A 26,985-nucleotide genomic window follows, 5' to 3' on the forward strand; every position below is an offset into this window, starting at 1 on the left:
CGATGGATTCGTCAGCGGACGGGCGCGTGGTGTGGATCACCGGCGCGGGCAGCGGCATCGGCCGGGCCACGGCGATCGAGGCGGCGACGGCCGGCTGGCGGGTGGCGCTCACCGGGCGCCGGGCCCCGCACTGGATGAGACCGTGGCGGCGGTGCAGGAGGCGGGCGGCGCGGCTCTGGTGCTGCCCGGCGACGCGACCTCCGACGACGTCATCCGAGCCTCCCTCGACCGGATCACCGCCACCTGGGGCCGCCTCGACGCGCTCGTGCTCGCCGCCGGGCTGAACGCGCCCGAGCGCCGCTGGGCCGACCACGACCCGGCGACCTTCGACGAGATCGTGCGCGTCAACCTCACCGGCCCCGCGCACCTCGTCACCGCGGCGCTGCCGCTGCTGCGCGCCTCGCACGGCGTCGTCGTGTTCGTGTCGTCGTACGCCGCGTGGGCGTTCAACCCGATCGCGGGCGTCGCCTACAGCGCGTCCAAGGCCGGACTGTCGGCGCTGAGCCGCACCCTCAACGCGCAGGAGGCGGCGTCCGGCGTCCGGTCGTGCCACCTCTGTCCCGGCGACGTGAACACGGACTTCCTCGGCCACCGGCCGCAGGTGCCGTCGGACGACGCGCGTGCGGCGATGCTGCAGCCGTCGGACGTGGCGCGGAGCGTCCGGTTCGTGCTCGAGGCTCCGACGCACGTACGGTTCGACGAGCTGGTCGTGTCGCCGGTTTCGCAGACGTGAGGGGGCCTCCTCCGGCGACGGCGGCCGCGCCTACCGCCGGGTCCTCGACCGGCTCGGCCGGTCGATCATCGCGGGCGAGCTCCCGGCCGGCCGCGTGGTGAACGTCGAATGGGCGATGGAGCAGACCGGCGCGTCCCGCAGTGTCGTGCGCGAGGCGACCCGCGTGCTGGTCTCCCTCGGCCTCCTCGTCGCCCGCCAGCGCGTCGGGTTGACGGTGACCGCGAGCGAGTCCTGGGACGCCCTCGACGGCGACGTCGTACGCTGGCGCCTCGACTCGCCGGATCACGATGCGCAGATCGCGGACCTCCTCGACCTCCGCCTCGCGGTCGAGCCTGCGGCGGCCCGGGCGGCGGCGGAGCGACGCAGTGGCGAGCAGGCGACGGCGCTGGTCGCCGCGGCACTCGAACTGGAGGCCACGGCTGCCCGCCGGGATGCCGCGGCGTTCTTCGAGGCGGATACGGCATTCCACAGCCAAGTCATCGCGGCGAGCGGCAACCGGATGTTCGTGCGACTGTCGGCGGTGCTGCGGGAGGCGCTCCGCGAGCGGACGCCGCACGCGCCGGTGCGCTGGCGGGACGCGCCCGCGGACGCGCGGCTGCACGCTGAGGTCGCGGCGGCGGTTCAGGCACAGGACGGCGCGCTGGCGGAGGAGGCCATGCGGCGGATCGTGCGCGGGGATTGAGGGTGGGGCGCACACGCAACAGCCCCGGCATCCAGAGGACACCGGGGCCGCCGTCACGCGCTGTTCGCGCCCGTCACGCTCTCACTTGAGCGCCGCGATGATTCCGTTCACGTCCGGCGTTCCCCACCCGGTCGGGCGGTCCCAGCCCGTCGTCGCCGAGTAGCCGCCGCCGAACGTCGGGGTCGTGTTGCTCCCGACCGTCACGTCGAAGAGCAGGCCCTTCGAGGCCCAGCTCTGCGCCTGCTGGCCGACGTTGCCGACCGTGTGGCCCACCGCCTGGATGGTGTCCGCCGTCAGGGCCGCCCACTGCGGCGAGCCCGCCGAAGTGCCTCCGAAGAAGTAGAGGCCGTTGTTGTCACCGCCCAGGAACCCGAGGTACGTGAGCACTCCCGTGTAGACGCTGGCGTTGTACGCCACGTCCGAACCGCCCTTCGCCGTGAACAGGCTCGGCGCGCCGCCGGTCTCGCCGACCACACCGAAGGCGCAGGTCAGCGGGCAGTTCGCGTAGTCGCCCCAGACCGTCTCGCGCGGCAGGTTCAGCCCGCTGCCCGCCCACAGGTTGGTGCCGCCGACCGAGGTCACGTTCGGGTCGGAGGCCGGGAACGCGAAGTTCGCGAAGCCGGCGCCGTTGTCGGAGCCGCTGTCCCCGGAGGACGCGAAGAGCGACATCCCCTGCGACGCCGCCTTCACGAACGCCTTCTCACCCTGGCTGGTCTGCCCGTTGTTCGCGTTCGGCGACGAGATCAGGTTGTCCGCCTCGCCGAAGCTCATCGAGAGCACGTTGCCGAGCTTGTTGTCGACGGCGTATTTGATCGCGTTGTCGATCGTCGCCCCGTGGTCGTTCGCCGCCACCACGAGCGCGATGTTCGCGCCCGGCGCCACCGCGTGCGCCCACTGGACGTCGAGGGAGGTCTCCTCGGCCCAGCCGGTCTGCGTGCCCTTGCCGGTCCAGGTCGGCTTGCCTCCCGGGTAGTAGACCGTCAGGTTCGGCGCCGGGAGCCCGAACGCGCCGGAGAAGGTCGCCAGGTCCGACTGCACCGTCGGGCTGCCGAACGCGTCGACGATGACGACGGTCTGCCCGGTGCCCGCGGGGACGCCGTTGATCGTGGCCGGGATGTCGTACGCGGCACGGATGCTGTCCGGGGTCTGGCAGGCGACCCGGCCGGCGGTCTGAGCGAGGCACTGCGCCGGCGTCAGCGACGGCTTCACTGCGCTGGTGGAGATCCCGGCCTTCTCCACGATCGGATGGACGCTGTAGACGCCGCTGGTGTCGGGGGTCGCGGCGTTGGGTGTCGCCGCGGACGCCGGCGCCGTGACCGCGACCGCGAGGGCTGCGGCTCCGGCGATAGCAAGGCTGAGTGAGACGAACGACGTACGTTTCATGGTGCTCCCCTGTCCCGCCGCCGCTCCGTCGCGACGGCCCGAGAAGAAACATATGCCGCGCCCCGCGCTCAGGGATAGAACGGCTCGTCTGAGGATTCTCTCAGATTTCTCCGTCGCGATTCGTGCCGAATGCCGACTCTCGCCGGGGCGGAAGGCGACATTCGGCGGGAATGTACGGCGGCGCGCCGGTGGGACCGGTCACTTGACGGGATCGCGTGAGTGCGGCAACATCGTCGCCACCGGGGTCGACTTCCCGACCGCCCGACCGGCATCCACTCCACACCAGATCGACGAGGATCACATGCGCAGCAGAATGTTGACGTCAACATTGCAGACAACCACTCGGAAAGGCCTGGTCGCCGTCGCGCTGGCGGGCGCGCTCGCGCTGACCGGGGTCGGCGTCGCCTCCCCGGCGCTCGCCACCCAGCCCCAGCCCTCGAAGGGCCCCGGAACGTCCGAGTTCAAGGGCGTGAACTGGGCCGACCCGCGGGACAACTACGCCGGCGACGCCGTCGTCCCGACCGGGCTCAGCACCGCCGACAGCTACGACCAGGTGCTCGCCGCCTCGCAGCGCATCCTGGGCGGGTTCGAGCAGAACCTCGGCGCCAACACCGTGCGGCTGCCGATCAACCCGGCGAGCGTGGGCACGCCGTGGTGGACGTCCTACCGGGCCACGATCGACGCAGCGGCCGCGCGCGGGGACAAGGTCATCCTCAGCTACTGGGAGTCCGACACGAGCAAGGACGGCCTGATCGACGACGTCCCCGCCTGGAAGGCGATGTGGGACACCGTCGTCGGCGAGTTCCAGCACACCCCGAACGTGTACTTCGAGCCGATGAACGAGCCGCACGGCTACTCGCTCGACCAGTGGGTCGCCGTCACCTCGCAGTGGCTGACCGACCACCAGCAGGTCCCCCGCAACCGGGTCGTCATCAGCGGCACCGGCTACAACGACAACGTCGTCGGAGTCGGCGACGCGCCCCAGCTCAAGGGCACCCTGCTGTCGCTGCACTTCTACGGCTACTGGGCGAACCACACCACCGAAGCCGACTGGACCGCCGACCTCGCGGGCCGCATCGGCGAGTACGCCGGCCGCACCATCATCGACGAGGCCGGCTCGCCCATGACCATCGGGCTCAACTATGGAGCGCACAACGGCAACGTCTACACCTCCTACCTCGCCGCAGTGACCGACTTCGCCCGGCAGAACCGGATGGGCATCGTCTACTGGCCGGGCCTGCGCGCCGGCGACTCGTACTCGATCGAGTCCCTGCAGCCGGACGGCACCCTCACCGACAACAGCGCCTCGGGAGTCGCCCAGCTGAAGTGGGGCTACGGCTACGGCGACCAGGAGCCGGTCAACGACCTCCCCGCCGCGCCTCCCGGCCAGGCCCTCGTCGGCCAGGCCTCCGGCCGCTGCGTCGACGTGCCGGGCTTCAGCACGACGCCGGGGACCGCGCTCGACCTCTGGGACTGCAACGGAGGAGGCAACCAGACCTGGAACCTGACCGCCGACCAGCAGCTCACGATCTACGGCAACCTCTGCATGCAGGCCGGCACGGACGGCACCACCGCGGGCGCCGGCGACCGGGTCGTGGTCGCGGACTGCACCGGAGCCGCCGTCCAGCGCTGGAACACGAACGCCGACGGCACCGTGACCCCGGCCGCCGCGCCCACGCTCTGCCTCGCCGCCGCCGGCGCCGGGACCGGAAACGGCACCGCGGTCGACCTCTGGTACTGCAACGGAGCCCCGAACCAGGTGTGGACCCGGAAGTAGCCCTCAACGATTCGTGCCGAATGTCGGCTCTCGCCGAGCGAGAGGCGACATTCGGCACGAATGCACCCCCAGCGAGTCGGCTGGCCACTGCGCGGAGCAACAGGGGTAGCGTGACCCGCGTGCACCAGAACCACGAGCATTCAGCGCAGAAGGTGGCCGAACGGAGCGGTCCCCCGCCCAGGAGGCCCGACCATCGGCAGCGACTGCTGTTCGGGGCGTCGCTGGCCGCGCTCGGCGTCGTCTTCGGCGACATCGGAACCAGCCCGCTCTACGCGCTGAAGACGGTCTTCCTGCTCGACAACGGCGCAGTCCGCGCCAACCAGGATGACGTGTTCGGGGTGATCTCGCTCATCTTCTGGAGCGTGACGATCATCGTCTCGATCAAGTACATCGGGATCCTGATGCGTGCCGACAACGACGGCGAGGGCGGCGTGATGGCCCTGGCTGCGCTGGCGCAGCGCCTGTACGCGACGAAGGCGGGGAAGGCCGGCACCCTCCTCGTGGTCGGCATCGTCGGCGTCTCCCTCTTCTACGGGGACTCGATCATCACACCCGCGATCTCGGTCCTCTCCGCGGTCGAAGGCCTCCACGTCACCGTGCCGGCCATCTCGCACCTGGTGATCCCCATCGCGGCCGTCATCCTGATCGCGCTGTTCGTGGTGCAGAAGTTCGGCACCGGGAAGGTGGGCGTGCTGTTCGGGCCGGTCATGGTGCTGTGGTTCGTCGTGATCGGGGTGGCCGGGCTCGTGATGCTCGTCCAGTATCCGGCGGTGCTGCTCGGCCTGTCGCCGACGTACGCCATCGCCTTCCTCGTCAGCAAGCCGCTGATCGCGTTCGTCGCGCTCGGCGCGGTGGTCCTGGTGATCACCGGAGCGGAGGCGCTGTACGCCGACATGGGCCACTTCGGCCGCGCGCCGATCAGCCGTGCCTGGTTCTTCCTGGTGTTCCCCGCGCTGACCCTCAACTACCTCGGCCAGGCCGCCCTGGTCCTCCACGATCCGGCGGCCAGGACGAACCCGTTCTTCCTCCTCATCCCGGAGTGGGGCCGGCTCCCCGTCGTCATCCTGGCGACCGCGGCGACGGTGATCGCGAGCCAAGCGGTGATCTCGGGCGCGTACTCGCTGTCGCGCCAGGCCGTGCAGCTCGGGCTGCTGCCGCCGCTGACCGTCAAGCAGACCTCCCAGCACGAGGGCGGCCAGATCTACCTGCCGGCCGTCAACCTTCTGCTGTTCATCGGCGTGATGGCGGTGATGCTCTCGTTCGGCTCGTCCGACCGGCTGTCGACGGCGTACGGCATCTCGGTGACCGGCGCGCTGGTCGTGGACACCGTGCTGCTGCTGCTCGTCGCGCGGCCGCTCTGGCACTGGGCGCCGTGGAAGATCGTGCTCGCGGCCGTGGCCTTCGGCGGCCTCGAGCTCAGCTTCCTGGCCGGCAACCTCTCCAAGATCATCAACGGCGGCTGGGTGCCGCTGCTGATCGCCGGCGTCGTCATCCTCGTCATGACGACGTGGCGGCGGGGGCGTGCTCTGGTGCAGGCCGACCGCCTGAGGAAAGAGGGCTCGATGGCGGACTTCATCGAGGAGATCCGCAAGAAGAACCTCCCCGGGTGCCCGGCATCGCGATCTTCCCGCACCCGAACAAGCTGACGACACCGCTGGCTCTGCGGGCCAACGTCAAGCACAACCACGTCCTCCACGAGCACGTGATCATCGTGGGGGTCAGCACCGCGCAGGTGCCGCACGTGCCGGCGGCGGACGCCTTCGACTACGACCCCTCGGCTACGCCGACGACGGCATCGAGTTCCTCCACATCACGTTCGGGTTCTCCGACGACCCGGACATCCCGCGCGCTCTCCGCGCCGCGGTGCGGGAGGGCGTCCTGCCGCTCGATTCGGCCAACTTCAAGGCGGCGTCGTACTTCATCTCCCGCGGTGCGATCCGCATCACCCGCAAGGACAGCATGGTGCCGTGGCGCCGTTCGCTGTTCGTCGCGCTCGCCCACAACGCCGCGAACCCGGCGGCCCGGTTCGGGCTGCCGGCGTTGCGGACCGTCACGATGGGGAGCGACGTGGAGATCTGAGCGGCCGCGGCCGTCAGTGCTCCGCGGCCGCCCGGATCGCCTCCGCTACTCGGCCGAGCCGGCCTCCTCGCCCAGTTCCTCACGCACCTGGTGCTCGACCAATACGGGGACGAAAGCCCGCACAGGGGCGTCCTCGTACTGCTCGTAGCGTTCCTCCACCCGCTGCTCGATCTCCTCCTTGGGGACCTCCGGGAACCGGTCGCTGAGCCGCTCTGCCGCGTGCTCGAGTGCCACGGCCTCGTCCTGCAGCCCCGCGCTCCGGGTGCTCTTGTCGTGTTCGCTCGTCATGCGGCGATTGTCCGCCCGGAGGGCGAAATGACAAGTGGGCCTGCGGGAAACAGCCAGGGTTCAGGAGCCCCTGAGCAGCCATCGGTTCCTCACTTTCTCCCGCGACACGCCGGGTGGGAGCGGGAGAAAGTGAGGAAGCGATAGCTGCTGTCGGTCACCAGTCGTGCATGGAGCCGTCGAGGAGGCGGTTCACCGGGAGGTAGGCGGCCTCGTAGGGGAAGGACTGGGCGATGACGTCGTCGTAGTCGACGCCGATGCCGGGCTGGTCGCCGGGGGTGAGCATGCCGTCTTGGAACGTGTAGGTCGTCCGGAAGACCTCGTGGGTGGCCGGGCTGTGCTTCATGTACTCCTGGATGCCGAAGTTCGGGATGGCGATGCCGAGGTGGATGGCCGCGGCGAGACCGACCGGGGAGACGTCCGTCGGGCCGTGCACACCGGACTTGATCTGATACACCGACGCGTAGTCGAAGATCCGCCGCAGCCCGGTGATCCCACCGGCGTGCGTGACCGGGGAGCGCACGTAGTCGATCAGCTGCTCCTCGAACAGCTCCCGGTAGTCCCAGATCGTGTTGAACACTTCACCGATCGCCAGCGGCGTCGTGGTGTGCTCGCGCACACGACGCAGCACGGCCTGGTTCTCAGCCGGGGTGACGTCCTCCAGCCAGAACAGGTCGTACGGCTCCAGCGACTTGCCGAGCTTGGCAGCCTGGATGGGCGTGAGCCGGTGGTGCGCGTCGTGCAGCAGCGGCAGCTCCGGACCGAACTCGTTGCGCACCGCCTCGAACACGGTCGGCGCGTGCCGCAGGTAGGCGCGGGTGTCCCAGCTCTCCTCGACCGGCACGGCGCTGCGCCGTGCCGGCTCGTAGTCGTAACGGGCATCAGAGCCGGTCCCGGCTCCCGCGGCGGCGTTCCTGCTCGACGCGACGCCGTACACCGACGGCAGCCCCGGGATGCCGGTCTGCACGCGAACCGCGCGGTAGCCCTCCTCCAGGTGCTCGTTGATCGAGTCGAACAGCTCCGGCAGCTCCGCGCCCGAGGCGTGCCCGTACACCAGCAGGCCGTTCCTGCTCTTCCCGCCGAGCAACTGGTAGAGCGGGAGCCCGGCAACCTTCGCCTTGATGTCCCACAACGCCGTATCCACAGCGGCGATGGAGGCCATCGTCACCGGGCCCCGCCGCCAATACGCGCCCCGATACAGGTACTGCCAGGTGTCCTCGATCCGGTGCGCGTCCCGGCCGATCAACAACGGGACGACATGCTCGCTCAGATACGCCGCGACCGCGAGCTCCCGCCCGTTCAACGTCGCGTCGCCCAAACCCGTGAACCCGTCCTCCGTGGTGATCCGCAACGTCACAAAGTTACGGCCCGGGCTGGAGACCAAGACCTCTACTGCGGTGATTCTCATACGTGTGCTCCTTGGAAAGATGCGGCTCGCACGGCGTCCACCGCGGCCACGATGTCGGGATCGGCCGCCAGGCGCGGGTCGATCAGGGCGAGCAGAGGGGAGGTCGCGTCGACGCTCGCGCGGGCCTCGGCGATCGCGGCGGACTCCGCGTCGACCAGCACGCGCCCCGAGCAGACGAGCGCGACCCAGGCCGCGAGCGCGTAAACGCAGGCGGAGCCGTCGCGGCCCGCCGCGCGCTCGGCGAGCAGGGTTCCCACGACGCGCACCCGTAGCTTCGCGACCGCCTCCGCGGCGATCTGCTCGAGGTTGTGCTCGATGCGGGCGTTCGCGAACCGCTCGATCAGCGCGTCGCGGTAACGGCGGAGGTCCAGGCCTTCGGCGGGCAGGTGCCGCACGGACTCGTTCCAGTACGCCTCCACCCGCGCGCGCAGCGCCGGATCGGCGACGGCCTGGGCCACCGTGCGGTGCCCGTGGGAGAGGCCTGCGTAGGCGAGCAGGCTGTGCGCGCCGTTCAGCAGGCGCAGCTTCCGCTGCTCGAACGGCTCGATATCGTCCACGAACCGCGCGCCGGCCTCCTCCCACGCGGGCCGTCCCGCGGGGAAGTGCCCGCAGAGCACCCAGTCGGTGAACGGCTCGGTCACGACCACGGCGCGGTCGTCCCAGCCGGTGCGGCGTGCGGCGCCGAGGATGTCGTCCTCGGTGGTCCGCGGGGTGATCCGATCGACCGAGGTCGACACGAACGAGACCGTGGCGGCGATCCAGTCGGCGGTCTCGTCGCTCACCTGCCGGGCGAGCCCGTCGAGGCCCCGGGCGACGAACCCGCCGTTGCGGGGGATGTTGTCGCAGGGGACGACGGCGAGCGGGCCCGATCCTGCTCTCCGCCGGGCTTCGAGGGCCAGCAGGAGCCGACCGAGCGCCGTGACGGGGCCGTCGACCGCACGCGCGAGGTCGTCGGCGGACGCGAACGCCTGGCGCAGGCGCTCGATGTCGGCCACCACCGCCCCGTCGTCGAAGCGGGGGCGCCCGTCCGGCGTCAGCCGGTAGCCGGGCTCGGTGATGGTGAGGGTGACGACCGCGGTGCGCGGCGCGCGCACGCGGGCGACGAGCCGGGCGAGGTCCGCGCCGTCCGAGACTTCGGCGATGCTCCGCACGATGGAGACCGCGTCCTCCGCGGGCGAACGCACGACCAGCGTGAACAGGCCGTCCTGCGGCGCCAGCTCGAGCGCCGCCTCCGGGGTCCGGCCGGTGAACGCGGAGATGCCCCACTCGCTCCGCGGGTCGACGGCAGCGGTGTACCAGGCCTGGTGCGCGCGGTGGAAGGCCCCGAGACCGAGGTGGACGATGCGCACCTCCGGAAGCGGGCGCACCCTCCCCTCGGCTCCGTCGAGCGCTGCGCGCGACAGTCGGGTCAGCGTTCCCGAATACATGCTCACAGCTTGAACACTCGTCGCGGGATGGTGGTCACGAGGTCCACGATGATGCGCTCGGCCGTCGCGCGCTCGACGCGGCCCTCCCGCACCAGCCGGCTGAGGAACGCCGCGTCCAGCCGGCGCGACATGTCGTGCCGGGCCGGGATGGAGAGGAACGCGCGCGTGTCGTCGATGAAGCCGGACCCGCGGTAGAAGCCCGCAGTCTCGGTCGTCGCCGCGCGGAACCGCAGCACGGCGTCCGGAGCGTCGAGAAACCACCACGGCGCCCCGATGTAGACGCTCGGGTAGAAGCCGGCGAGCGGCGCGAGCTCGCGCGACGCGGTCGACTCGTCCACCGTGAACAGCACGAGGTGGAACTCCGGGTCGTCGCCGTACTTCTCCAACAGCGGCCGCAGTCCCTCCGTGTAGCGCGTCGTGACGGGGATGTCGTGCCCGGTGTCCGGGCCGAACCCGTCGAACGTCGCGGTGTGGTGGTTGCGGAAGACGCCGGGGTGAACGGTCATGACCAGGCCGTCCTCCACGCTCATCCTGGCCATCTGCAGCAGCATGTGGCCCTGGAACACAGCAGACTCGACCGGCCCGAGGTCGCCGCGCCGGGCGCGCTCGAACAGGGCAGCGGCCTCCGCCGCCTCCAGGTCGACGGTCAGCGGCTGGAGGACGCCGTGGTCGGCGGACACCGCGCCGTGCTCGACGAAGTACCGTCGGCGCCCCGCGAGCGCGTCGAGGTAGCCGGCGAAGCTGGCCGGCGCGGAGCCGTTCCACTCCGCGAGCCGGTCGACCCGCTCGGCGAAGCGCGGCGCGAGCGGGTTGAGGTACGCGTCCGGCCGGAAGGTCGGGACCACTCGCCCGCTGAACCCCGGGTCCGCCGCGAGCGTCTCGTGGCGGCCGAGGTCGTCCAGCGGGTCGTCGGTCGTGGCGAGCACCTCGATGCCGAACCGCTCGAACAGCGCGCGCGGCCGGAACCCATCGGTGGCGAGGATGGCCTGGATTCGGTCGAACAGCTCGTCGGCGTTCGCCGCCTTCGGCTCCTCCGCGATGCCGAACAACTCGGCCAGCTCGCTGCGCAGCCGGTAGCCGGACGCCGTGCCGGCGAACAGGTGCCAGCGGCTGCAGAGCGCTCGCCAGACCTCCCGGGCCGGCGCGACCGGGGACCCGTCCGCGCCCGGGATGCCGAGCTCTCCCAGCGGGACCCCGTCCGCATGCAGCAGCCGCGTCACGTAGTGGTCGTAGCGCACCAGCAGGTCGGCGGGGTCCAGGAACGCCCGGTCCTCGACCAGGAGCGCCGGGTCCACGTGCCCGTGCGGCGAGATGATCGGCAGGCGCTCGACCGACGCGAACAGGTCGCGCGCGATCGCGCGGGTCTCCGGATCCGCCGGCAGCAGGCGGTCCGGGTCGAGGCCCTGGGTCACTGCAGCACGGCCGTTCCGCCGGTGACCAGCACGACCTCGTCGTACTCGCCGTCCAGTACGTCGGCGATCCGGATCGGCTTGCCCAGAGTGGCTGAGACGTACAGGGCGCGGACCACGGCGAGCGCGGTCGTCGCCTCGCGCACGCCTACGACGGGGTCGGCGCCGGTGCGGATGCTGTGCAGGACGTCCAGGTACTGCTTGGCGTGCGCGGTCTGGAGGTCGTCCGAGCCGCGCGTGTTCTCGCTCGCGTCGGCCGAGCCCACCTCGTGGGCGGCCTGGTTGCGGGTGCCCCCGATGCCGTAGTTGTTGTCGGCGGCCTCCGGGTCGGCGTCGGCGGCGTAGAAGTAGAGCAGCCGGTCGTTGTCGATGATGGCCGAGCCTGCCGTGCCGTGCACCTGGAGGCGCGCGGAGAGTCCGGGGTACGCCGCAGTGGTCGCGTGGACCACGGCCAGTGCTCCCGACTCGAAGCGCACGGTCGCGACGGCCGTGTCCTCGACGTCCATGTTCTCGTGGGCGATGAGGGCGGTCTGGGCGTAGACCTCGACCGGCGTCCCGAGGAACCAGAGCAGCAGGTCGACGCTGTGCACGCCCTGGTTCATCACGGCGCCGCCGCCGTCGAGGTCCCAGGTCCCGCGCCACTCGCCGGAGTCGTAGTAGCTCTGCGAGCGCCACCAGGAGACGGCAGCACTGCCCGAGGTGAGCGTGCCGAACCGGCCCGCCTCGATGGCGCGGGACACTGCGACGCTGCTCGCGTCGAACCGGTGCTGGCTGATGACCGAGGTGACCTGGCCGCGCTCGCGGGCCGCGTCCGCCGCGTCCTGCACGAGGCGCGCGTTGGTCAGGCTGACGTCGATCGGCTTCTCGATGATCACGTGCGTGCCGTGGTTCAGGGCGTCGACGGCCACGGCGGCGTGCGCGCCGCTCGGCGTGCAGACGGCGACGAGGTCGAGGTCGGCGGCACCGAGCGCGTCGGCGATCGAGGTGTAGACCTCGGGGCGCGCGGCGCCCAGCACGTTCTCGACCTTGTCCGCGAGGCTCTGTGCCTTGGACTCCACGACGTCGACCACTGCGACGAGCTCCAGGTCTTCGGTCTTCACGACGACCTCGGCGTGCTGGGCGCCGATCACGCCGCAACCGACGACGGCGACGCGGAGGCGCTCGACGGGAGCGCCGTCCCCACTCGGGCTGCTGGGGGCGTTCACTGTGCTGTCACCCCCGCAGCGTCGAGCACGCGGCCGAAGGCGCGGCCGGCGACGCCGAACGCGAACGGGCCGCTGAAGCCGCCCAGGTGGTGCGCGTTCGCCAGGTGCGGCTCGAGCGAGAAGAAGCCCTCGAAGCCGTCCTCCCGCAGTGCGGCGATGGTCTCGGCGAGTTCGCCGTCACCCTCGCCGGCCGGCATGACCGCGCCGTCGGCCGAGCGGGCGTCCTTCACCTGGAAATACTCCAGGTGCGGGCGCAGCGCGGCGTACGCGCTCGTGAACGGCTTCACCCCGACCTGCACGAAGTTGGCCGAGTCCCACGCCACGCGGAGCGCCGGCGAGCCGACGGTCTCCATGATGTCGAGGACGCGCTCTGGGGTGTCGCCGTAGATCTCCTTCTCGTTCTCGTGCAGCAGTACGACGCCGCTCGCTGCGGCGAGGTCGGCCAGGGCCGTCATGCGCTCCATGACCGCGTCGCGGATGTCCTCCGGCGTCTGGTCCTCCGAGCGGTAGAACGAGAAGATCCGGATGTAGCGGGAGCCGAGCACCTCGGCGGCGCGGATGGCGCGGGCCAGCCGCCCGACCTCGTACGACACCGGCTCGGAGACGTCGACCTTGCCGATCGGGGACGCGATGGCCGAGACGCCCATCCCGTGCTCGCGCAGCGTCGCTGCGAGGCGGTCGAGTTCCGGCTCCGTGAGGTCGACGATGTTGGTCCCCCACGCGCTGCGCACCTCGATGTGCTTCGCGCCGAGCGCCTGCAGCACGGCGATCTGGACCTCGGGGTCCGGGCTGATCTCGTCTCCGAAGCCGGAGAGGGTCCATTGCGACTGTGACACGTTCATATCCCTTGTGTTTCGTAGCGAATCGGTTACTTGACGCTTCCGGCGGTAAGACCTCCGACGAGGAACCGCTGGAAGACGAGGTAGAGCACGACGACGGGCACTGCGCAGACGAGCGAGGCGGCCATCATCTGTCCGTAGAGGGGAAGGGACCCGCCTTCCGCGGAGGCGCCGAAGATCTGCAGCACCACCGCGGCGGTCTGGGTGTCGGGGCGGGTGAGCACCGACGCGAAGAGGACGTCGTTCCAGCCGAGCAGGAACGAGAAGACGCCGGAGACGACCAGTCCCGGCCAGCTCAGCGGCACGATGATCCGCACGAGCACCCCGACCGAGGAGGCGCCGTCGATGCGGGCCGCCTCCTCCAGTTCGCGCGGCAGCCCGCGGAGGTAGGTGACCAGCACCCACGTCGCGAACGGCAGTGCGAAGGTCAGGTAGGCCAGGAACAGTCCCCAGCTCGTGCCGATGACCGTGATGCCGAGGTAGTTGCCCGCCGAGGCGAACACCACGAAGACCGGCAGGAGCAGCAGGGTGCCTGGCACGCTCTGCAGCCCGATCAGGCCGCGGAGGATCGTCAGCCGGCCGAGGAACTCGAAGCGCACGAGCACGTAAGCGGTGACGATGCCGAGCCCGGACGCCACGACGGCGACCGCTCCGGCGATGGTGATGCTGTTGAACAGGCCGTTCGCCAGCGGGAGGGTGTCCCAGATCTTCGTGTAGTTCGCGAGCGTGAACTGGGTCGGGAAGTACGCGCCGCGCGCGACCTCCACGTCGGAGTTCATCGACGCGAACACGATGTAGAGCAGCGGGACGGCGATCGCCGCGAGGATGACGCCGATGCCGATCCAGAGCACGGGCGTCGGCAGCAGGCGCGTCACCTCGGCGGCGCGGCGCTCGGGCTTGCCCGTGGTCTTCCGCGGCGTGGGCGCGGCGGCGGCCAGGGACGGGACGGCTTCGAGAAGCGACTCGCGCTCGACGTCGGGAGCAGGGACGGTCATCGTCGGCCTCCGGAATCCGCGCCCGTATCGAGTCTGACCGCGCGCAGGTAGAAGAACAGCGGGATGGCGATGAGCAGCAGGGAGATCAGCGCCATCGCGGCGCCCATCCCGAACCGCAGGCTCGTGAAGCTCATGCTGTACACGAGCGTGGGCAGCACCTGCACGTCGAACGGCGCGGGGACGCCGAACAGCAGGAACGCCAACGAGAAGTTGTTCATGTGGTGCAGCGTGGCGATCAGGCAGGCCAGCGCGACCGGTCCCCGCAGGTACGGGAAGATCACGTAGCGCAGCTTCGCCCACCAGAGCGCGCCGTCGAGGGCCGAGGCCTCGTGGACTTCGTGGTCGACGGACTGGAGGCCGGAGAGCGCCATCAGGTAGATGAACGGCCACGCGGACCACACCTCCACCATGATCAGCACCCAGTAGCTGGCCGGCCCGTTCAGCCACTGCACGGCCGGCATCCCCGCGCTCTCCAGCGCCTTGTTGACGATGCCGTCGGGCTGCAGCATGGTGCGCCAGAACGTCCCGACCACGAACGCCGGGAGGATGTACGGGATCAGGAACAGCGAGCGCACCAGGCCGCGGCCGCGGAACCGGTTCTGCGTCGCGAGGGCCGCGAACACGCCGATCGGGACCGAGATGAGGGTCGAGATGACCGCGAACCCGACCGTGTTGCCGAACGCGTGCAGGAGGTCGGTCTTGGTGAACGCCTCGATGATGTTCTGCAACCCGATGAACGGGGCGGAGATCCACGACCGGATCGTGTACTGGTCCAGCTCGAGCAGGGCGATGTAGACGCCCAGCACCAGCGGGATGACGATGATCAGGCCGATCAGGAGGCCGCCGGGTGCGAGCATCCACAGCGGCCTCCCCTGCTTCGTGAGGGACCTCCGTCGGACGGCCGCCGTCGCTTTCCTCACTGCGAGAGTCATTTGCCGGCCGATGCCCGATCGAGGGAGGACTGGGCGTCCTGCTGCGCCTTGGCGAGCGCGGACTGGAGCCAGCTGTCGGAGACGCCGGACCCCGCGAGCTGCGGCCGCGCCTGGACGACGACGTTGGTCAGCGCGAGCTGGATGTCGCCCCAGGCACCGGTGAACGGCGTGCTCTTGGCGTGGGCGCCGGAGTCGAGGATGGGGGCCAGCTTCTTGTCGGCTGACTCGACCTTCGTCGCCGCAGCCGCGTTGGTCGGGAGGTCGCCGAAGTTCTGGTGGTAGTAGAGCTGGAAGTCCTCGCTCGTGATGAGCTTGACGTACGCGGCCGCCAGGTCCTGGTTCTTCGAGTACGACGCGATGACGATGTTGTCGCCCGAGATGATCGAGGTCGACGGGATCGACTTGGCGGGTGCGCTGCTCTCCCCGGCGGAACGGTCGGCATGACCGCGAAGGCGTAGTGGCCCTTGATCGGCGACGCGTCGAAGGTGGTGGCGGCGGAGGCGGTGGTCATCAGCATCATGGCCGACTTGCCGGCCGCGAAGTTCGCCGCGGCGTCGGTGTCCTTCCAGCCGGCGGCGGCGGGGTTGACGACCTTGTCTTTGGTCAGCCAGCCGAAGTAGGCCTCCATGCCCTTCTTCACGGCCGGGCTGTCGAGGTTCGCCTTTTTGCCGGAGACCAGCGGCGTGCCGTAGTCGTTGGCGAAGGTCCAGGCGTACTTCCACGGGGTGTAGCCGTCGGCGTAGCCGGTCGCGAAGCCGTACGCGCCGTTGCCGGTCAGCTTCTTGGCCTGTGCCAGGAGGCCGTCCCAGGTCGACGCCGGCTTGGTCAGGCCGGCGGCCTTGAACATGTCGGTGTTGTACGCGAGCACATAGGGGCGGCTGGCGAACGGGATGCCGATCTGGTCCTTCGAGTCCGGCCCGGAGATGCCGAGCGTGGCCGGGACGAAGCGGCTCTTGCCGCCGACCTTGTCCCACATCGCGCTGTCGAGCTTGACGAAGGCGCCGGTCGAGTACGCGGTCGGCGTGAACGTGGTGCCGATCGTGTAGACGTCAGGCCCCTGGCCGGAGACGACCGACGTCTGGATCTTGGTGAGCTCGTCGTTCGCCGAGGCGAAAGTCTCGAACTTGATGTCGGCGCCGGTCTGCTTCTTGAGCGCGGCGGCGATCTTGGCCTGCCACGCGCGGAGGGCGTCGGCGTGCTGCGCGTTGGCGCCGACCAGGACGTCGAGGGTCTTGCCCTTGCCGTCGACGGCCGAGCCGGTCGACGAGCTGCTGCTGGTTCCGCCGGCTCCGCAGGCGGTGAGGCCGAGGGCGGCGACCGAGATGACGGCGGCTGCCCCCAGCAGGCGGATTGTCGATTTCTTCACGTTGCTCCTCATTGAGTTCAATCGGATCTCCGGCGGTGCGAGCCAGGAGGACGGCGTTGACGCTAATCTCGTTGCACAACCGGAGGCAAGAAATGCAAAAGTTGCCAACCGCCGCACAGACGGCCAGAATCGAGGCAGGCGACGGACGCCGAGGGGGAGCACGGGAATGACGAGTTCTGACGTCGGCGCGCGCATCAGGCGAGCGCCCACCCTCGCGGACATCGCCGCGCTCAGCGGCGTCGCGACCTCCACCGTCTCCCGCGCGCTCTCGCAGCCGGAGCGGGTCAGCCCGCGCACCCGGCACCGCATCGAGGCGGCCGCCAACCAGCTCGGCTACACCGCCCCGGCCTCCCCCGATCCGAAGTCCGGGCCGCGTGCCGTCGCGCTGCTGATCCCGGACATCACGAACCCGTTCTTCTTCGGCCTGATCCGGAGCACGCAGCAGCAGCTCCGCGCCGCGGGCTACACGCTGCTGCTGGTGGACACCGAGGAGGTGACGGACTTCGAGTCCGGCTACCTGGAGACCTTCGGCCACTCGGCCGCCGGCTTCATCCTCGCCGCGACGCGCCTCTCCGACGACCAGCTCGTGGAGGCCGCGGACCGCTTCCCGCTCGTGATCATCAACCGGGACACCCCCGGTGTCCCCGCCGTCATGATCGACACGCCGAACGGCGTCCAGCAGGCCGCTGAACACCTGTACTCACTGGGCCACCGCGACATCGTCTACCTCGCGGGGCCGACCGCGTCGTGGTCGGACAGCCACCGCTGGGAGCTGCTGCAGGAGACCGGCAAGACCCTCGGGATGAGCGTGCGCAGGCACGGCCCGCACCACCCGAGCAAGAGCTCGGGTGCGGCGGCGGCCGATGCCCTGGTCAACTCAGGCGCGACGGCGGCGATCGCCTTCAACGACCTGCTCGCGATCGGCGTCCTGATGCGGCTGCGCGAGCGCGGCATCGATGTGCCCGGCCGGCTCAGCGTCGTGGGCTGCGACGACATCTTCGGCGCGGATTTCTGCAACCCGCCCCTGACCACGCTGTCCTCCCCGATAGAGCAGGCGGGCCGTATGGCGACGGACATGCTCCTCGGCCAGCTGCGCGCCGGGAGCCCGGTCACGCGATCGGGGGTCGTGCTGCCGACGCACCTGGTGATCCGCGGGTCGACGGGGCCGGTCGCCGGAGGCTGACGCCGTCCTCCCGGTCGGCCGCGTGCGCGTGCGCGACCTCGGTTCGGCGTGTGCGCATGTGCGCAGCGGATTCTGTGCGCTTCCGCATGCAATTTCGTTGCATGGAATTGCCAACGGTTTGCTCTGCGTGTTGTCGTGGTCGGCATGGATTCCCCAGCGGGCCCGCGTCGCACCCCGACACTCGCGGACATCGCCGCGTTGAGCGGCGTCGCGACGTCCACCGTCTCGCGCGCCCTCTCGGGGCCGCGCCGGGTCAACGACGCCACCCGGGAGCGCATCGAGCGCGCCGCGGCGGAGCTCGGCTACGTGTCACGTTGTCGCGTCCGGCCGCTGCCCGCCGGGCGCCCGCGCGCGATCGCGGTGCTGGTCTCCGACGTGACCAACCCGTTCTATTTCGGGATCGTCCGCGGCACTCAGCACCAGCTCAAGGCCGCGGGCTACCAGCAGATCCTCGTGGACACGGAGGAGTCGGACGAACTTGAGGACGACATCCTCCGCAATCTCCGCAGCTCGTTCGACGGCGCCATCCTGGCGGCCTCCCGGCTGACCGACCGCCGCTTGACTGCGCTGTCGGAGGAGTTGCCGCTGATCGCGATCAACCGCCAGACCCGCGGCGTCCCCAACGTCTTCATCGACACCCCGACCGGTTTCCAACAGGCGCTCACGCACCTGGTGTCGCTGGGCCACCGCGACATCGCCTACCTGGCCGGGCCGGACACGTCGTGGGCGAATGAGACCCGCTGGCGCACCCTCGCGCGCGCCGCGGCCGGCCATGGGTTGTCCGTGCGACGGCTCGGTCCGTTCCTCCCCAGCTACGACCCGGGCGCCGCGGCGGCGGACGCCGCCATCGCTGCCGGAGTCACCGCCTGCATCGCCTTCAACGATCTCATCGCGATCGGCGTGCTGGGACGTCTCGCCGAGCGCGGCGTGAAGGTGCCGCAGGACATGAGCGTGGTGGGCTGCGACGACATCTTCGGCGCGGACTTCTGCAACCCGCCGCTGACGACCCTCACTCAGCCCACCGAGCGCGCCGGCCGGACCGCGGTCGACATCCTGGTCAGCCGCCTGAACGCCCACGACGAGCGGGAGATGCGGCGAAGCGCGACGCTGCCGACCCACCTGACCGTGCGCGCGTCGAGCGGGCCGGCGCCTGCGACGGAGGGCGTCCCCGGCGGCACCCGCGCCGCATCGGGTCACCTCCGCGCCGTCTCACTGTGAGGCCCACCCCGCTCGACCGGCGGCCGGAAATGATTCCCGACTCGGCCTCTATTTGCTTGCTCGACTGCAATTGATTGTTGCTATGTTGTTGCTCACCGCACTCGCACGCTTACCCGAAGGGCGTCTGGAACAATGAGCACCGTGGTCGACGAGGCTTCGGCCTACCCTCCCGCGCAGACGCCGCACGCGTCCTCCCGAGCGGACGTCGCCCGGCCGACCGTCACGGCGTACGTCGACGGCGTCTCGGGCCACAACGATCGCGCGCGGCGAGCCACCATCGACCTCGCGAAAGCGCTGGGCCGGCGCCTCGAGTCGACCGTCGGCGTTATCGGCGAAGGCGCCGTGGAGGGGCGGAGTCTCGGCTGGCGGGCCGCCCTCCACCAGGCCGAACCCGAGCTGGACGCGCTGACGGAGACGGCGGAGCACTCCCTGCGGACCGCGTCCTTCAGCGCCTTCTGTCTGACCAGGAACGCCGCCGCGCTCGCCACCCTCCCGGCTGTCGCCCGGGCCTACCCGGATGCCGCGATCGTGTGGATGGGCGCACACCCGTGCCTGCACACCCCGGTGACCACCCGCACGGGCGACCTCAGCGGGATGGCGCTCGGCGCGGCGACCGGGCTGTGGAAGTCGGGCCACGGCGGCGAGCTCGCGCTCTCGAACGTGGTGCTGCTCGGCGCTCGCGACCTCGACCAGGCCGAGAGGCACATCATCGCAAACTCCCCCGTCCGCAACATCCCGGCGGGTCCTCGGATGCAGGAGGAACTGGCTGCGACGATCGCCGGCCGCGACGTGTTCGTGCACTTCTCCGCCGACGTCCTGCAGCCGGGCATCGTCCTCACCGACTACCAGGTCGCGAACGGCCTGACCATCGACACCGTCGTGACGACGGCCCGCACCCTCGCCGGCGAGCACGTGATCGGCGTCCAGCTCAGCGAACTCGAGCACGACCCCACCGACCGCTTCAACACCTCCGCCCAGCTCGTGGTCGAGATGCTGTCGCCGCTGCTGCCCCGCAGCTGAGCGGAGCAGCAGCGGCGCAGCCGTCACTCCGCGGCGATCCCCTCTCCGCCCGCGTCGCCGGGCACCAGCACCGACCCGACGCTCCCACTCGGCTCATCCGAGCCAGTTCGCAGGGGAAGGGACCAGCTCCTCCAACTCGCTCCAGAGCGCATCGGGGATGTCCCAGGCGGCATAGCCGAGCGTCTGCGCGACCCGCTCCGGCGACGACACCCCGACCACCGTCGAGTCGATCGTCGGGGAGCGCAGCGAGAACTGGAGGGCCGCGGCCGCCAGCGGCACACCGTGGGCTGCGCAGGCCCCCGCCATCGCCCGCACTGCGTCGGCGACCGCGTCCGGGCGCTCGCCATAGCCGTACTTCGACTGGACGTCCGGGCCTTTGACGAGCATCCCGCCGCCGTACGGGGCCGCGTTCACGACCCCGATCCCGTGCTGCCGCGCGAAGGCGAAGAGGTCCTCGGCGGAGCGATCCACCAGCGTGTAGCGGTTGTGGCTCAGCAGCACGTCGAAGACGCCGGTGTCGACATACCTGCGCATCAGCCCGACCGGGCCGCCCGCGACGCCGATGTGATCGACGAGGCCGCGCGCACGCAGGGCCACCAGCGCGTCGACGGGGCCTCCGGCCGCCACGGCGTCCTCGAACGGGATGCGCTCCGGGTCGTGCAGGTACAGCAGCGACACCCGCTCCACGCCGAGGCGCTCGAGACTCTCGGCGTACGAGGCGAACACGCGCTCGCCCGAGAAGTCGCCGGTCACCGGATCCGGGTCGACCTTGGTGGCGAGCACGACGCCGTCGGGGAGGCCGCCGCGCTCGGCGATCGCCGCGCCGATCCGCCGCTCGGCCTCACCGTCCCGTCCGTAACCGTTCGAGGTGTCGATGAAACGGATGTCGCTGTCGAAGACCGCCTCGACCGTCGCGACCGCCCGGTCGGCGCCCACCCGATAGCCGTAGAGCTGGGGCATGCTCGCCAGCGGACTGGTTCCCATGCACAGCTCGGTCACCCCGAGCCCGGTCGCGCCGAGCCGACGGGTCGTCACCATCACGACGCCGCCTCCTGCAGCGCGGGAGCGCGGTCCGCGAACGCCCGCCGGCCCGCGTGGTACGCCTCCACGACCCGGTCGAGGACCTCCTCCGTGGCCAGGTCGCCGCGGGCGACGTCGGGATGGGCCGACCGCCACTCGAGCATCCGCCGCACCGCCCGCTCGAACGTGAGCCTGGGGGCGAAACCGGGGACGAACCGGCGGATCTTGGCGGTGTCGAAGACCGCGGAGTGGCCGAGGTCGCCGACGAACTCGCCCGACCAGAACCACTCGGGGGCCACCACGGGGAAGAGCTCGCTCGCCACGTGGACCAGCCGCGCCTCCACGCCGAGCGCCGTCGCGAACAGGCCGTAGATCTGGTCCCAGCTCAGCACGTCGTCGCCGGTGATGTGGAAGGTCTCCCCCACCGCGCGCTCGCTGCCGAGGAGGCCGACCAGCCCCTGGGCGAAGTCCTCGGCGTGCGTCAACGTCCAGAGCGAGGTCCCGTCGCCGTGCACCGGGATCTCGGCGCCCCGGGCGATCCGGTCGACGACGGTCCAGCCTCCGGGCAGCGGCGGGTTCGCGTCGTCGTAGGTGTGCGACGGCCGCACCACCGTGACGGGGAAGCCCTGCTCGCGGTGCGCCCGGGCGAGGGCGAGCTCGGCCCGCCACTTCGCCGTCGCGTAGGGAAGCGGCGGGTTCGGCCCGGTCGGAGTCGACTCCGTGATCGGGGTCGTCCGGACCGGCTTGGCGTAGATCGACGCCGAGCTGATGTGCACGTACTGCCGGGTACGGCCGGAGAACAGCTCCACCCAGCGGGCGACATCGTCCTCGTCGTAGGACAGGAAGTTGACCACGGCGTCGAACGACCGCTCGCCCACCGCGGCGCGGACCGAGGGGGTCGGAGACGTCGCCGTGCACCCGCTCGACCCCGGAGGGAAGCGGCCGCCCGGTGGCGTTCGCGCCGCGGGTGAGCACGGTGACGGCCATGCCGCTCGCGGCGGCGAGCCGCACGCAGGAGGCGCTGATCGTGCCCGTCCCGCCCAGGAAGAGCACGCGCAGCGGCGCCCCGTCGTGGCTCAGCAACTCGATCCCGGTCATCGTCCCGCGAACCAATCCTCGAAGCCGTTCTCGACGAGCGAGATCAGCACGTCCTCCGACCGGATCCCGAGCGGCGCCAGCTTGGCCGCCACCGTCTCGAAGAACCGCCGCTTCACGGCGACCGGATACATGTGGACGGCGGTCACGCGGATGAGCAGAAGGCTCCTGCGGTCGACGTCGTTGTAGCCGGGGTCGAACTTCAGCTCGTCCACGCCGTGCGGGCGGAAGACCTGGAAGCGGTCGTCGGCGGGGATCCCCAGCGCCTCGATCTGCGCGTCGTGGATGGCGTCCCCGATCTCCGCGTGGGAAGTCTCGAACAGCTCGCGCTCGAGATCGACTTGGATGAGTGGCATTTTCAGACTCCTAGGGTCGGATTCACTTGATGGCGCCGGCCGCGAGGCCGCGCTCGAACATGCCCTGCAGGCACAGATAGGCGACGATCTCCGGGATCGCGGTCAGGACCGCCGAGGCCAGGATCTTGGTCTGGTCGTTGCTGAACTCCCCGACGAAGAACTGCGGCACCAGCGTGATGGTCTGCATGTCCTGCGTCTGCAGGAACACCAGTGGCATCAGGTAGTCGTTCCACGCGCCGATCAGGGTGAAGATCAGGACGGCGGCCGCGATCGGCCGGGTGAGCGGCACGATCAGAGCGAAGAAGCCGCGCACGGAGTTGGCGCCGTCGACGCGGGCCGCTTCGAACATCTCGTCGGGGAGGCCGTTGATGAAGTTGCGGGTCAGCAGCACCGCGAACGGCACCTGCAGCGCGGCCAGCGGCAGGATCACCGCGGCGTAGGTGTTGAACAGTCCCAGGGCCTGCGTCGTGACGAACAGGGGCGTGAGCAGCACGACCTCCGGCAGCGTGAGGCACGCCAGCAGCATCCAGAAGTAGACCTCCCGGAAGCGGATGTGCAGCTTAGCGAAGCCGTAGGCCGCGAGCATCGTCACCACGTAGACCAGGACGATGACCCCGGCCGAGATGATCGCGCTGTTCAGGAAGAACCGGAAGAATCCCGGCACCGCCAGCACGTCGCGGTAGTTGCCCCAGCCGGCCCCGGCGAAGGAGCCCTGCACCATCGCGATCAGCGGGAAGAGATACGGGAGCACCAGGACCGTGGCCAGCAGTTGCAGCAGGCCCTTGCTCCACCAACGGCGGACTTCGAACATCAGCGCACTCCCGTCTTCTCGCGCCGTCCACGCCTGCTCGGCCCGGCCGTCCGCTCCAGCCCGGTCCGCTCCCGGCCGAAGACCTGCAGCACGATCGCCATGGCGAGCGCGATCACGAGCAGGATGATCGACAGCGCGGCACCGTAGCCGACATGCGCGAGCTGGATGGTCATCTGATAGATGTACGTGCCGAGGAACTGCGTCGCGTTGTTCGGTCCGGCGACCGTCACCAGCCACGGGATGTCGAATGTCTTGAGCGCGCCGATCGCGCTCAGGATGCCGAGCGCCAGGGTCGTGCCGCGCAGGCTCGGCCAGATGATGCTGGTCAGCGTGCGGATGTTGCCGGCGCCGTCGATCCGCGCCGCCTCGATCAGGGACTGGTCGACCTGGCTCATCGCCGCGTAGTAGAGCACGAAGGTGAGGCCGGTCCACTGCCAGATGGTGATCGCCATGATGACGGGCAGCGCGGTCGACGACTGGCCGATCCACGGCTGGGCGAGGAACCCGAGCCCGAGGAAGTGCACCACCTGGTTGAGCTGGCCGTCCGCGGCGAAGATCTGGCGGAAGACGGGCGCCATGATCGCCGGCGCCAGCACGACCGGGACGAAGATGATCACCTTGTAGACGACGGCGAGCTTGATCCGCGAGTGCATGATCACCGCGAACAGCACGCCGAGCGCCGTCTGGAGAACGAAGGTGACGATGAAGAAGATGACGGTGTGCCAGATCGCCGCCCAGAACACCGGGTCGTTGGCGACATTGGCGTAGTTGCGCAGCCCGATCGACTCCGGGTCAGGGCTCGCGCCGTCCCAGTTCAGCGTCGAGATGTAGCCGGTGTAGCCGATGCAGTAGTAGATCAGCCCGGCGCTCAGCACGAGCGCCGGAAGGATCCACGGCAGCCCCGGGGCGTGGAGGCGGCGGCGACGCGGCAGGCTCGTCGAGCCGACCGCGCGGGTCAACCGCTCCTGGGTGGAGACAGTCATCCGTTCGCCGCCTTGGCCGCGTCGGCGGCCTGCTGCAGCGTCTTCGCCGCCGCCTGCGGTGTCGCGCTTCCGCTGCCCACCGACTGAGCGGCGGCGAGGAAGGCGTTCTCGATGTCGGCGTTCAGCAGGGCGAACCGCGGCTCGTCGATGGAGGTCAGACCGTCGAGGTAGTCGTTGACCGGCTTCGACTGCTGGGATTCGTCCACGAACTTGATGGTCGCGAAGTCCGGCGAGACGCCCTTCAGCACCGGCGTGGTGTCGAGACGGTCGGCGACGACCTGCTGGCCTTTGGTGCTGGTCGACATCCACTTGACGAAGGTCTCGGCCGCCGAGCGGTGCGTGGACTTGGTCGCCACGGCCAGGCCGTAGTCGGCGTCACCGAACATCTCGCTGGTGTTGCCCTTGCCCGCCACATCCGGGAAGTGGATCGGCAGGATCGGGAACGGCTTGGCTCCGGCGACGCCCGCGGCCGAGATCGACTGGGTCATGGCGTTCTGGGTGGCGTACTGGGTGTACCAGCTGCCCATCATCACCATCGCGTACTTACCGGTCAGGAAGGCGTTGTTGATGTCCGGGTACTGCTGCGCCCCGAGAGCGCCCGCCTGCATGATCCCGCTGGTGAACAGGTCCTTCCAGATCGAGAGGGTCTGGACGATCTGCGGCGAGTCCCACTTGGCCTCGCCCTTGGACGCCTTGGTCCAGTAGCCGGGCTCCACCGAGTTGGCGATGGCCTGCAGGGTGTCCTGGTCGAAGCCCTCCTGCGAGGCGCCCTGCGCGAAGCAGCCCTGCCCGTTGCTCTGGAGCGTCTTGCAGACCTGCTTCCACTCATCCAGCGTGGTCGGGGGCTTCAGGTTGTACTTGGCGAAGATTCCGGCGTTGTACCAGAGCGAGCCGGCGTAGGAGGAGCCGATCGGCAGCGCGGTGAGCTTGCCCTTGGCGGTGAGCCCGTCGACCGCGATCTTCGCGATCTTGGACTTCCAGTCGCCGCCGAGCGCCTTCTGGGCCGTGGGAGCCAGGTCTTCGGCGTAGCTGCCGAACTGCTGCACGTAGGCTCCGGGCTGCAGGTCGAACACGTCCGGCCCGCTGTTGGAGGCCAGCGCGGGCCGCATCGCCGCCTGGTAGTCGGAGATCCCGATCAGCTTGAAGTTGACCTTGATGTCCGGGTACTCCTTGTTGAACGCGGCGATGAACTCCTTCGCCTCGTCGGAGTTGGTCGGAGTCCAGCCCCACCAGTTGATCGTCCCGCTCGTCGCCGAGCCGGCCTCGCCCGAGCCCGAGCTCGAGCACGCGGCGAGCCCGAGGCCCGCCAGACCGGCCACCGTCAGAGCAGCGATCGACCGCAGCACCGTCTTCGATGTGAATGTGAATCGCATGTCAGTCCTCTTGCGTCGCGGACACGGCAGCGTGTCCGGGTGAGCGCCGGATCGATGGACCCGGCGTGATCGAAGGTCGAACAAGGCCGGGCGACCTCTTCGTCTTCGCGGGGCGCATCCGTCGGACGCGCCGTGACACTGAGGTGAATCTAAGCGTCGCGAAAACGCTAGTCAAGTTTTACGTGAAAATTAGAAACGTTTCGTAGACAGGCGACAGTAAAGCGTGCTCGAACGGCCCCCGGAACCGCCGGATCAGGACCGGGGGGCGGCCGTGCTCTCGCGCACGACCAGCGTCGTCGCCATATCGACGCGACTGAACGCCAGCTCCGGCTCGTCGCGGAGTCGCGTCACGAGGTGGGTCGCCTGCTCGGCCATCTCGGCCAGCGGGACCCGCACCGTGGTGAGCGGAGGCCCCGCCCACTCGGCGATGGAGAGGTCGTCGTAGCCCACGACCGAGAGATCCTCCGGCACCCGGAGGCCGAGCACGCGCGCGGCCTCGTAGACGCCGAGCGCCTGGATGTCGCTGGAGGCGAAGATCGCCGTGGGCGCGTCGGCCGACAACAACAGCTCGCGCGCCTCCACGAAGCCGTCCTGCCGGTGGAACTCCCCCGGCCGGATGTACTCGGGCCTTATCGGGAGCTTCGCCCCGTCCAAAGCCGCACGGTAGCCCGAGAGCCGCGCCGTGGACGCCATCATGCTGTCCGGCCCCGTGATGATGGCGATGCGCTCGTGGCCGAGCGAGATCAAGTGCTGCGTCGCCTGGAACGCCCCGTTCCAGTCGGCCGAGCCGATCGACGGAGCGTCCGAGGCCGGTGCGCCGTAGGGGTCGATCATCACGATCGGGATCGATCGGCTGCGCAGCCGCGCCTTGTCCTTCTCCGGGAGCAGGGACGCCACCAGGATGATCCCCAGCGGCTGCCGCCGGAGCACGCCGTCGACCCAACCGGCCCCCGGCAGGTGCGTGTCCTGCGCCGCCGACACGACCATGCCGATCCCGTGCTCGCTCGCCACCCGCTCGATGCCGGCGATCGCCGCGCCGCCGAACGGGCTGTCGATCTCGAAGCACAGCACGTCGATGAGGGGCGCTCCGCTCTGCGCGCTCAGCCGCCGGTAGTAGTTGCGCTCGTCGAGCAGCGACTCGATCCGCTTGCGGGTCTCGTCCGAGACGCCGGTGCGCCCGTTCAGGACCTTCGAGACCGTCGCGACCGAGACGTTGGCGAGCGCGGCGACCTCCGAGAGCGTGGCGCGGCTCGGGGACACGGCGGCGGCGTTTTCCATGGGGCTCATGCTAGCCGCGGCCGCACCGCGCGCCCGGCCCGTGCCGCGGGACGGTTGACGGGGTGCGGATGTGCTCATAGTCTGACGGTCCAGATAGTTTTCTCTCGAATGAAGAAACCTTACAGCGA

The 26,985-nt window shown here is 70.2% G+C and carries 24 protein-coding genes and 2 pseudogenes; 9 read left to right on the forward strand and 17 right to left on the reverse strand.

The features are described from left to right. The first annotated feature begins 2 nt into the window (after positions 1 to 2). Together ACRAWC_RS08075 and ACRAWC_RS08080 are read left to right on the forward strand one after the other, a co-directional pair. A pseudogene (locus tag ACRAWC_RS08075) lies at positions 3 to 733 on the forward strand (SDR family oxidoreductase). After that, the gene (locus ACRAWC_RS08080) at positions 621 to 1,415 is read left to right on the forward strand and encodes a FadR/GntR family transcriptional regulator (protein WP_431347262.1); all 795 of its coding nucleotides are present in this window, start codon (positions 621 to 623) and stop codon (positions 1,413 to 1,415) included. The pseudogene ACRAWC_RS08075 and the gene ACRAWC_RS08080 overlap by 113 nt, the downstream one beginning before the upstream one ends. 81 nt (positions 1,416 to 1,496) lie before the next feature. Here ACRAWC_RS08080 and ACRAWC_RS08085 read toward each other — a convergent pair whose 3' ends face one another. Continuing rightward, positions 1,497 to 2,798: a S53 family peptidase gene (locus ACRAWC_RS08085; protein WP_431347263.1), complete on the reverse strand. Its 1,302-nt coding sequence runs from the start codon at positions 2,796 to 2,798 to the stop codon at positions 1,497 to 1,499. A 328-nt stretch (positions 2,799 to 3,126) separates the two neighbouring features. Between ACRAWC_RS08085 and ACRAWC_RS08090 the strand changes: the two genes are divergently transcribed. The 4 genes and pseudogenes from ACRAWC_RS08090 (at position 3,127) to ACRAWC_RS08105 (ending at position 6,654) form a co-directional block, all read left to right on the forward strand. Beyond that, complete coding sequence (locus ACRAWC_RS08090; RefSeq protein WP_431347264.1) at positions 3,127 to 4,575, forward strand: ricin-type beta-trefoil lectin domain protein; 1,449 nt, start codon at positions 3,127 to 3,129, stop codon at positions 4,573 to 4,575. 119 nt (positions 4,576 to 4,694) lie between these two features. After that, positions 4,695 to 6,221, forward strand: coding sequence for a potassium transporter Kup (locus ACRAWC_RS08095; RefSeq protein WP_431347265.1), 1,527 nt, complete (start codon positions 4,695 to 4,697; stop codon positions 6,219 to 6,221). Next, positions 6,182 to 6,280 (forward strand): annotated as a pseudogene (locus ACRAWC_RS08100) (hypothetical protein); the annotation flags it as partial. The gene ACRAWC_RS08095 and the pseudogene ACRAWC_RS08100, both read left to right, overlap by 40 nt. 134 nt (positions 6,281 to 6,414) lie before the next feature. Then, positions 6,415 to 6,654, forward strand: a complete 240-nt coding sequence (locus ACRAWC_RS08105) for a KUP/HAK/KT family potassium transporter (RefSeq protein WP_431349392.1) — start codon at positions 6,415 to 6,417, stop codon at positions 6,652 to 6,654. A 45-nt stretch (positions 6,655 to 6,699) separates the two neighbouring features. Here the strand turns inward: ACRAWC_RS08105 and ACRAWC_RS08110 are convergent, their stop codons facing one another. The 9 genes from ACRAWC_RS08110 to ACRAWC_RS08150 form a co-directional block, all read right to left on the reverse strand. Then, positions 6,700 to 6,942, reverse strand: a complete 243-nt coding sequence (locus tag ACRAWC_RS08110) for a three-helix bundle dimerization domain-containing protein (RefSeq protein WP_431347266.1) — start codon at positions 6,940 to 6,942, stop codon at positions 6,700 to 6,702. A gap of 154 nt (positions 6,943 to 7,096) precedes the next feature. Then, positions 7,097 to 8,347, reverse strand: a complete 1,251-nt coding sequence (manD, locus tag ACRAWC_RS08115; RefSeq protein ID WP_431347267.1) for a D-mannonate dehydratase ManD — start codon at positions 8,345 to 8,347, stop codon at positions 7,097 to 7,099. Next, on the reverse strand, positions 8,344 to 9,774 hold the full coding sequence (locus ACRAWC_RS08120; protein ID WP_431349393.1) for a mannitol dehydrogenase family protein: 1,431 nt from the start codon (positions 9,772 to 9,774) through the stop codon (positions 8,344 to 8,346). Before ACRAWC_RS08120 ends, manD begins: the two co-directional genes overlap by 4 nt. 2 nt (positions 9,775 to 9,776) lie before the next feature. Further along, a complete protein-coding gene (gene uxaC, locus ACRAWC_RS08125; RefSeq protein WP_431347268.1) occupies positions 9,777 to 11,186 on the reverse strand; it encodes a glucuronate isomerase in 1,410 nt (469 codons plus the stop codon). After that, positions 11,183 to 12,388 (reverse strand): Gfo/Idh/MocA family protein, encoded by a 1,206-nt coding sequence (locus ACRAWC_RS08130; RefSeq protein ID WP_431347269.1) that lies wholly within the window; start codon positions 12,386 to 12,388, stop codon positions 11,183 to 11,185. Before ACRAWC_RS08130 ends, uxaC begins: the two co-directional genes overlap by 4 nt. Continuing rightward, on the reverse strand, positions 12,385 to 13,230 hold the full coding sequence (locus ACRAWC_RS08135; RefSeq protein ID WP_431347270.1) for a sugar phosphate isomerase/epimerase family protein: 846 nt from the start codon (positions 13,228 to 13,230) through the stop codon (positions 12,385 to 12,387). The genes ACRAWC_RS08130 and ACRAWC_RS08135 overlap by 4 nt, the downstream gene beginning before the upstream one ends. Positions 13,231 to 13,256: 26 nt before the next feature. Then, positions 13,257 to 14,222 carry a carbohydrate ABC transporter permease gene (locus ACRAWC_RS08140; protein WP_431347271.1) on the reverse strand — a complete coding sequence of 322 codons (966 nt, stop codon included), beginning with the start codon at positions 14,220 to 14,222 and terminating at the stop codon, positions 13,257 to 13,259. After that, complete coding sequence (locus ACRAWC_RS08145; RefSeq protein ID WP_431347272.1) at positions 14,219 to 15,154, reverse strand: carbohydrate ABC transporter permease; 936 nt, start codon at positions 15,152 to 15,154, stop codon at positions 14,219 to 14,221. The genes ACRAWC_RS08140 and ACRAWC_RS08145 overlap by 4 nt, the downstream gene beginning before the upstream one ends. Positions 15,155 to 15,281: 127 nt before the next feature. Then, on the reverse strand, positions 15,282 to 16,520 hold the full coding sequence (locus ACRAWC_RS08150) for an ABC transporter substrate-binding protein (protein ID WP_431347273.1): 1,239 nt from the start codon (positions 16,518 to 16,520) through the stop codon (positions 15,282 to 15,284). Between the two features lie 166 nt (positions 16,521 to 16,686). Here ACRAWC_RS08150 and ACRAWC_RS08155 point away from each other — a divergent pair, with 166 nt between their 5' ends. The 3 genes from ACRAWC_RS08155 to ACRAWC_RS08165 all read left to right on the forward strand — a co-directional run bounded on the left by ACRAWC_RS08155 (position 16,687) and on the right by ACRAWC_RS08165 (position 19,941). Then, entirely contained in the window at positions 16,687 to 17,703 is a 1,017-nt protein-coding gene (locus ACRAWC_RS08155) for a LacI family DNA-binding transcriptional regulator (RefSeq protein WP_431347274.1), read from the forward strand. 144 nt (positions 17,704 to 17,847) lie between these two features. Then, positions 17,848 to 18,921: a LacI family DNA-binding transcriptional regulator gene (locus ACRAWC_RS08160; RefSeq protein WP_431347275.1), complete on the forward strand. Its 1,074-nt coding sequence runs from the start codon at positions 17,848 to 17,850 to the stop codon at positions 18,919 to 18,921. Positions 18,922 to 19,053: 132 nt separating this feature from the next. Beyond that, entirely contained in the window at positions 19,054 to 19,941 is an 888-nt protein-coding gene (locus ACRAWC_RS08165) for an arginase family protein (RefSeq protein ID WP_431347276.1), read from the forward strand. 93 nt (positions 19,942 to 20,034) lie between these two features. Here the strand turns inward: ACRAWC_RS08165 and ACRAWC_RS08170 are convergent, their stop codons facing one another. The 7 genes from ACRAWC_RS08170 to ACRAWC_RS08200 form a co-directional block, all read right to left on the reverse strand. Continuing rightward, on the reverse strand, positions 20,035 to 20,979 hold the full coding sequence (locus tag ACRAWC_RS08170) for an aldo/keto reductase (protein ID WP_431349394.1): 945 nt from the start codon (positions 20,977 to 20,979) through the stop codon (positions 20,035 to 20,037). Then, on the reverse strand, positions 20,979 to 21,839 hold the full coding sequence (locus ACRAWC_RS08175; protein ID WP_431347277.1) for an NAD-dependent epimerase/dehydratase family protein: 861 nt from the start codon (positions 21,837 to 21,839) through the stop codon (positions 20,979 to 20,981). Before ACRAWC_RS08175 ends, ACRAWC_RS08170 begins: the two co-directional genes overlap by 1 nt. 216 nt (positions 21,840 to 22,055) lie before the next feature. After that, entirely contained in the window at positions 22,056 to 22,412 is a 357-nt protein-coding gene (locus ACRAWC_RS08180; RefSeq protein WP_431347278.1) for a tautomerase family protein, read from the reverse strand. A gap of 22 nt (positions 22,413 to 22,434) precedes the next feature. Continuing rightward, positions 22,435 to 23,223: a carbohydrate ABC transporter permease gene (locus tag ACRAWC_RS08185; RefSeq protein ID WP_431347279.1), complete on the reverse strand. Its 789-nt coding sequence runs from the start codon at positions 23,221 to 23,223 to the stop codon at positions 22,435 to 22,437. Then, a complete protein-coding gene (locus ACRAWC_RS08190) occupies positions 23,223 to 24,206 on the reverse strand; it encodes a carbohydrate ABC transporter permease (RefSeq protein ID WP_431347280.1) in 984 nt (327 codons plus the stop codon). Before ACRAWC_RS08190 ends, ACRAWC_RS08185 begins: the two co-directional genes overlap by 1 nt. Beyond that, entirely contained in the window at positions 24,203 to 25,579 is a 1,377-nt protein-coding gene (locus ACRAWC_RS08195) for an ABC transporter substrate-binding protein (RefSeq protein WP_431347281.1), read from the reverse strand. The genes ACRAWC_RS08190 and ACRAWC_RS08195 overlap by 4 nt, the downstream gene beginning before the upstream one ends. 252 nt (positions 25,580 to 25,831) lie before the next feature. Continuing rightward, positions 25,832 to 26,857, reverse strand: a complete 1,026-nt coding sequence (locus ACRAWC_RS08200; RefSeq protein ID WP_431347282.1) for a LacI family DNA-binding transcriptional regulator — start codon at positions 26,855 to 26,857, stop codon at positions 25,832 to 25,834. Positions 26,858 to 26,985 lie beyond the last annotated feature (128 nt).

Source organism: Leifsonia sp. L25, from assembly GCF_050632895.1.

What these genes read in the sequence shown, in the direction of transcription:
- ACRAWC_RS08145 (WP_431347272.1), bottom strand. Translation starts at nt 15,154, where the DNA reads ATGACTCTCGCAGTGAGGAAAGCGACGGCGGCCGTCCGACGGAGGTCC.
- ACRAWC_RS08165 (WP_431347276.1), top strand. Translation starts at nt 19,054, where the DNA reads ATGAGCACCGTGGTCGACGAGGCTTCGGCCTACCCTCCCGCGCAGACG.
- ACRAWC_RS08170 (WP_431349394.1), bottom strand. Translation starts at nt 20,979, where the DNA reads ATGGTGACGACCCGTCGGCTCGGCGCGACCGGGCTCGGGGTGACCGAG.
- ACRAWC_RS08180 (WP_431347278.1), bottom strand. Translation starts at nt 22,412, where the DNA reads ATGCCACTCATCCAAGTCGATCTCGAGCGCGAGCTGTTCGAGACTTCC.
- ACRAWC_RS08185 (WP_431347279.1), bottom strand. Translation starts at nt 23,223, where the DNA reads ATGTTCGAAGTCCGCCGTTGGTGGAGCAAGGGCCTGCTGCAACTGCTG.
- ACRAWC_RS08085 (WP_431347263.1), bottom strand. Translation starts at nt 2,798, where the DNA reads ATGAAACGTACGTCGTTCGTCTCACTCAGCCTTGCTATCGCCGGAGCC.
- ACRAWC_RS08200 (WP_431347282.1), bottom strand. Translation starts at nt 26,857, where the DNA reads ATGGAAAACGCCGCCGCCGTGTCCCCGAGCCGCGCCACGCTCTCGGAG.
- manD (WP_431347267.1), bottom strand. Translation starts at nt 8,347, where the DNA reads ATGAGAATCACCGCAGTAGAGGTCTTGGTCTCCAGCCCGGGCCGTAAC.
- ACRAWC_RS08135 (WP_431347270.1), bottom strand. Translation starts at nt 13,230, where the DNA reads ATGAACGTGTCACAGTCGCAATGGACCCTCTCCGGCTTCGGAGACGAG.
- ACRAWC_RS08120 (WP_431349393.1), bottom strand. Translation starts at nt 9,774, where the DNA reads ATGTATTCGGGAACGCTGACCCGACTGTCGCGCGCAGCGCTCGACGGA.
- ACRAWC_RS08160 (WP_431347275.1), top strand. Translation starts at nt 17,848, where the DNA reads ATGGATTCCCCAGCGGGCCCGCGTCGCACCCCGACACTCGCGGACATC.
- ACRAWC_RS08195 (WP_431347281.1), bottom strand. Translation starts at nt 25,579, where the DNA reads ATGCGATTCACATTCACATCGAAGACGGTGCTGCGGTCGATCGCTGCT.
- ACRAWC_RS08155 (WP_431347274.1), top strand. Translation starts at nt 16,687, where the DNA reads ATGACGAGTTCTGACGTCGGCGCGCGCATCAGGCGAGCGCCCACCCTC.
- ACRAWC_RS08140 (WP_431347271.1), bottom strand. Translation starts at nt 14,222, where the DNA reads ATGACCGTCCCTGCTCCCGACGTCGAGCGCGAGTCGCTTCTCGAAGCC.
- ACRAWC_RS08190 (WP_431347280.1), bottom strand. Translation starts at nt 24,206, where the DNA reads ATGACTGTCTCCACCCAGGAGCGGTTGACCCGCGCGGTCGGCTCGACG.
- ACRAWC_RS08110 (WP_431347266.1), bottom strand. Translation starts at nt 6,942, where the DNA reads ATGACGAGCGAACACGACAAGAGCACCCGGAGCGCGGGGCTGCAGGAC.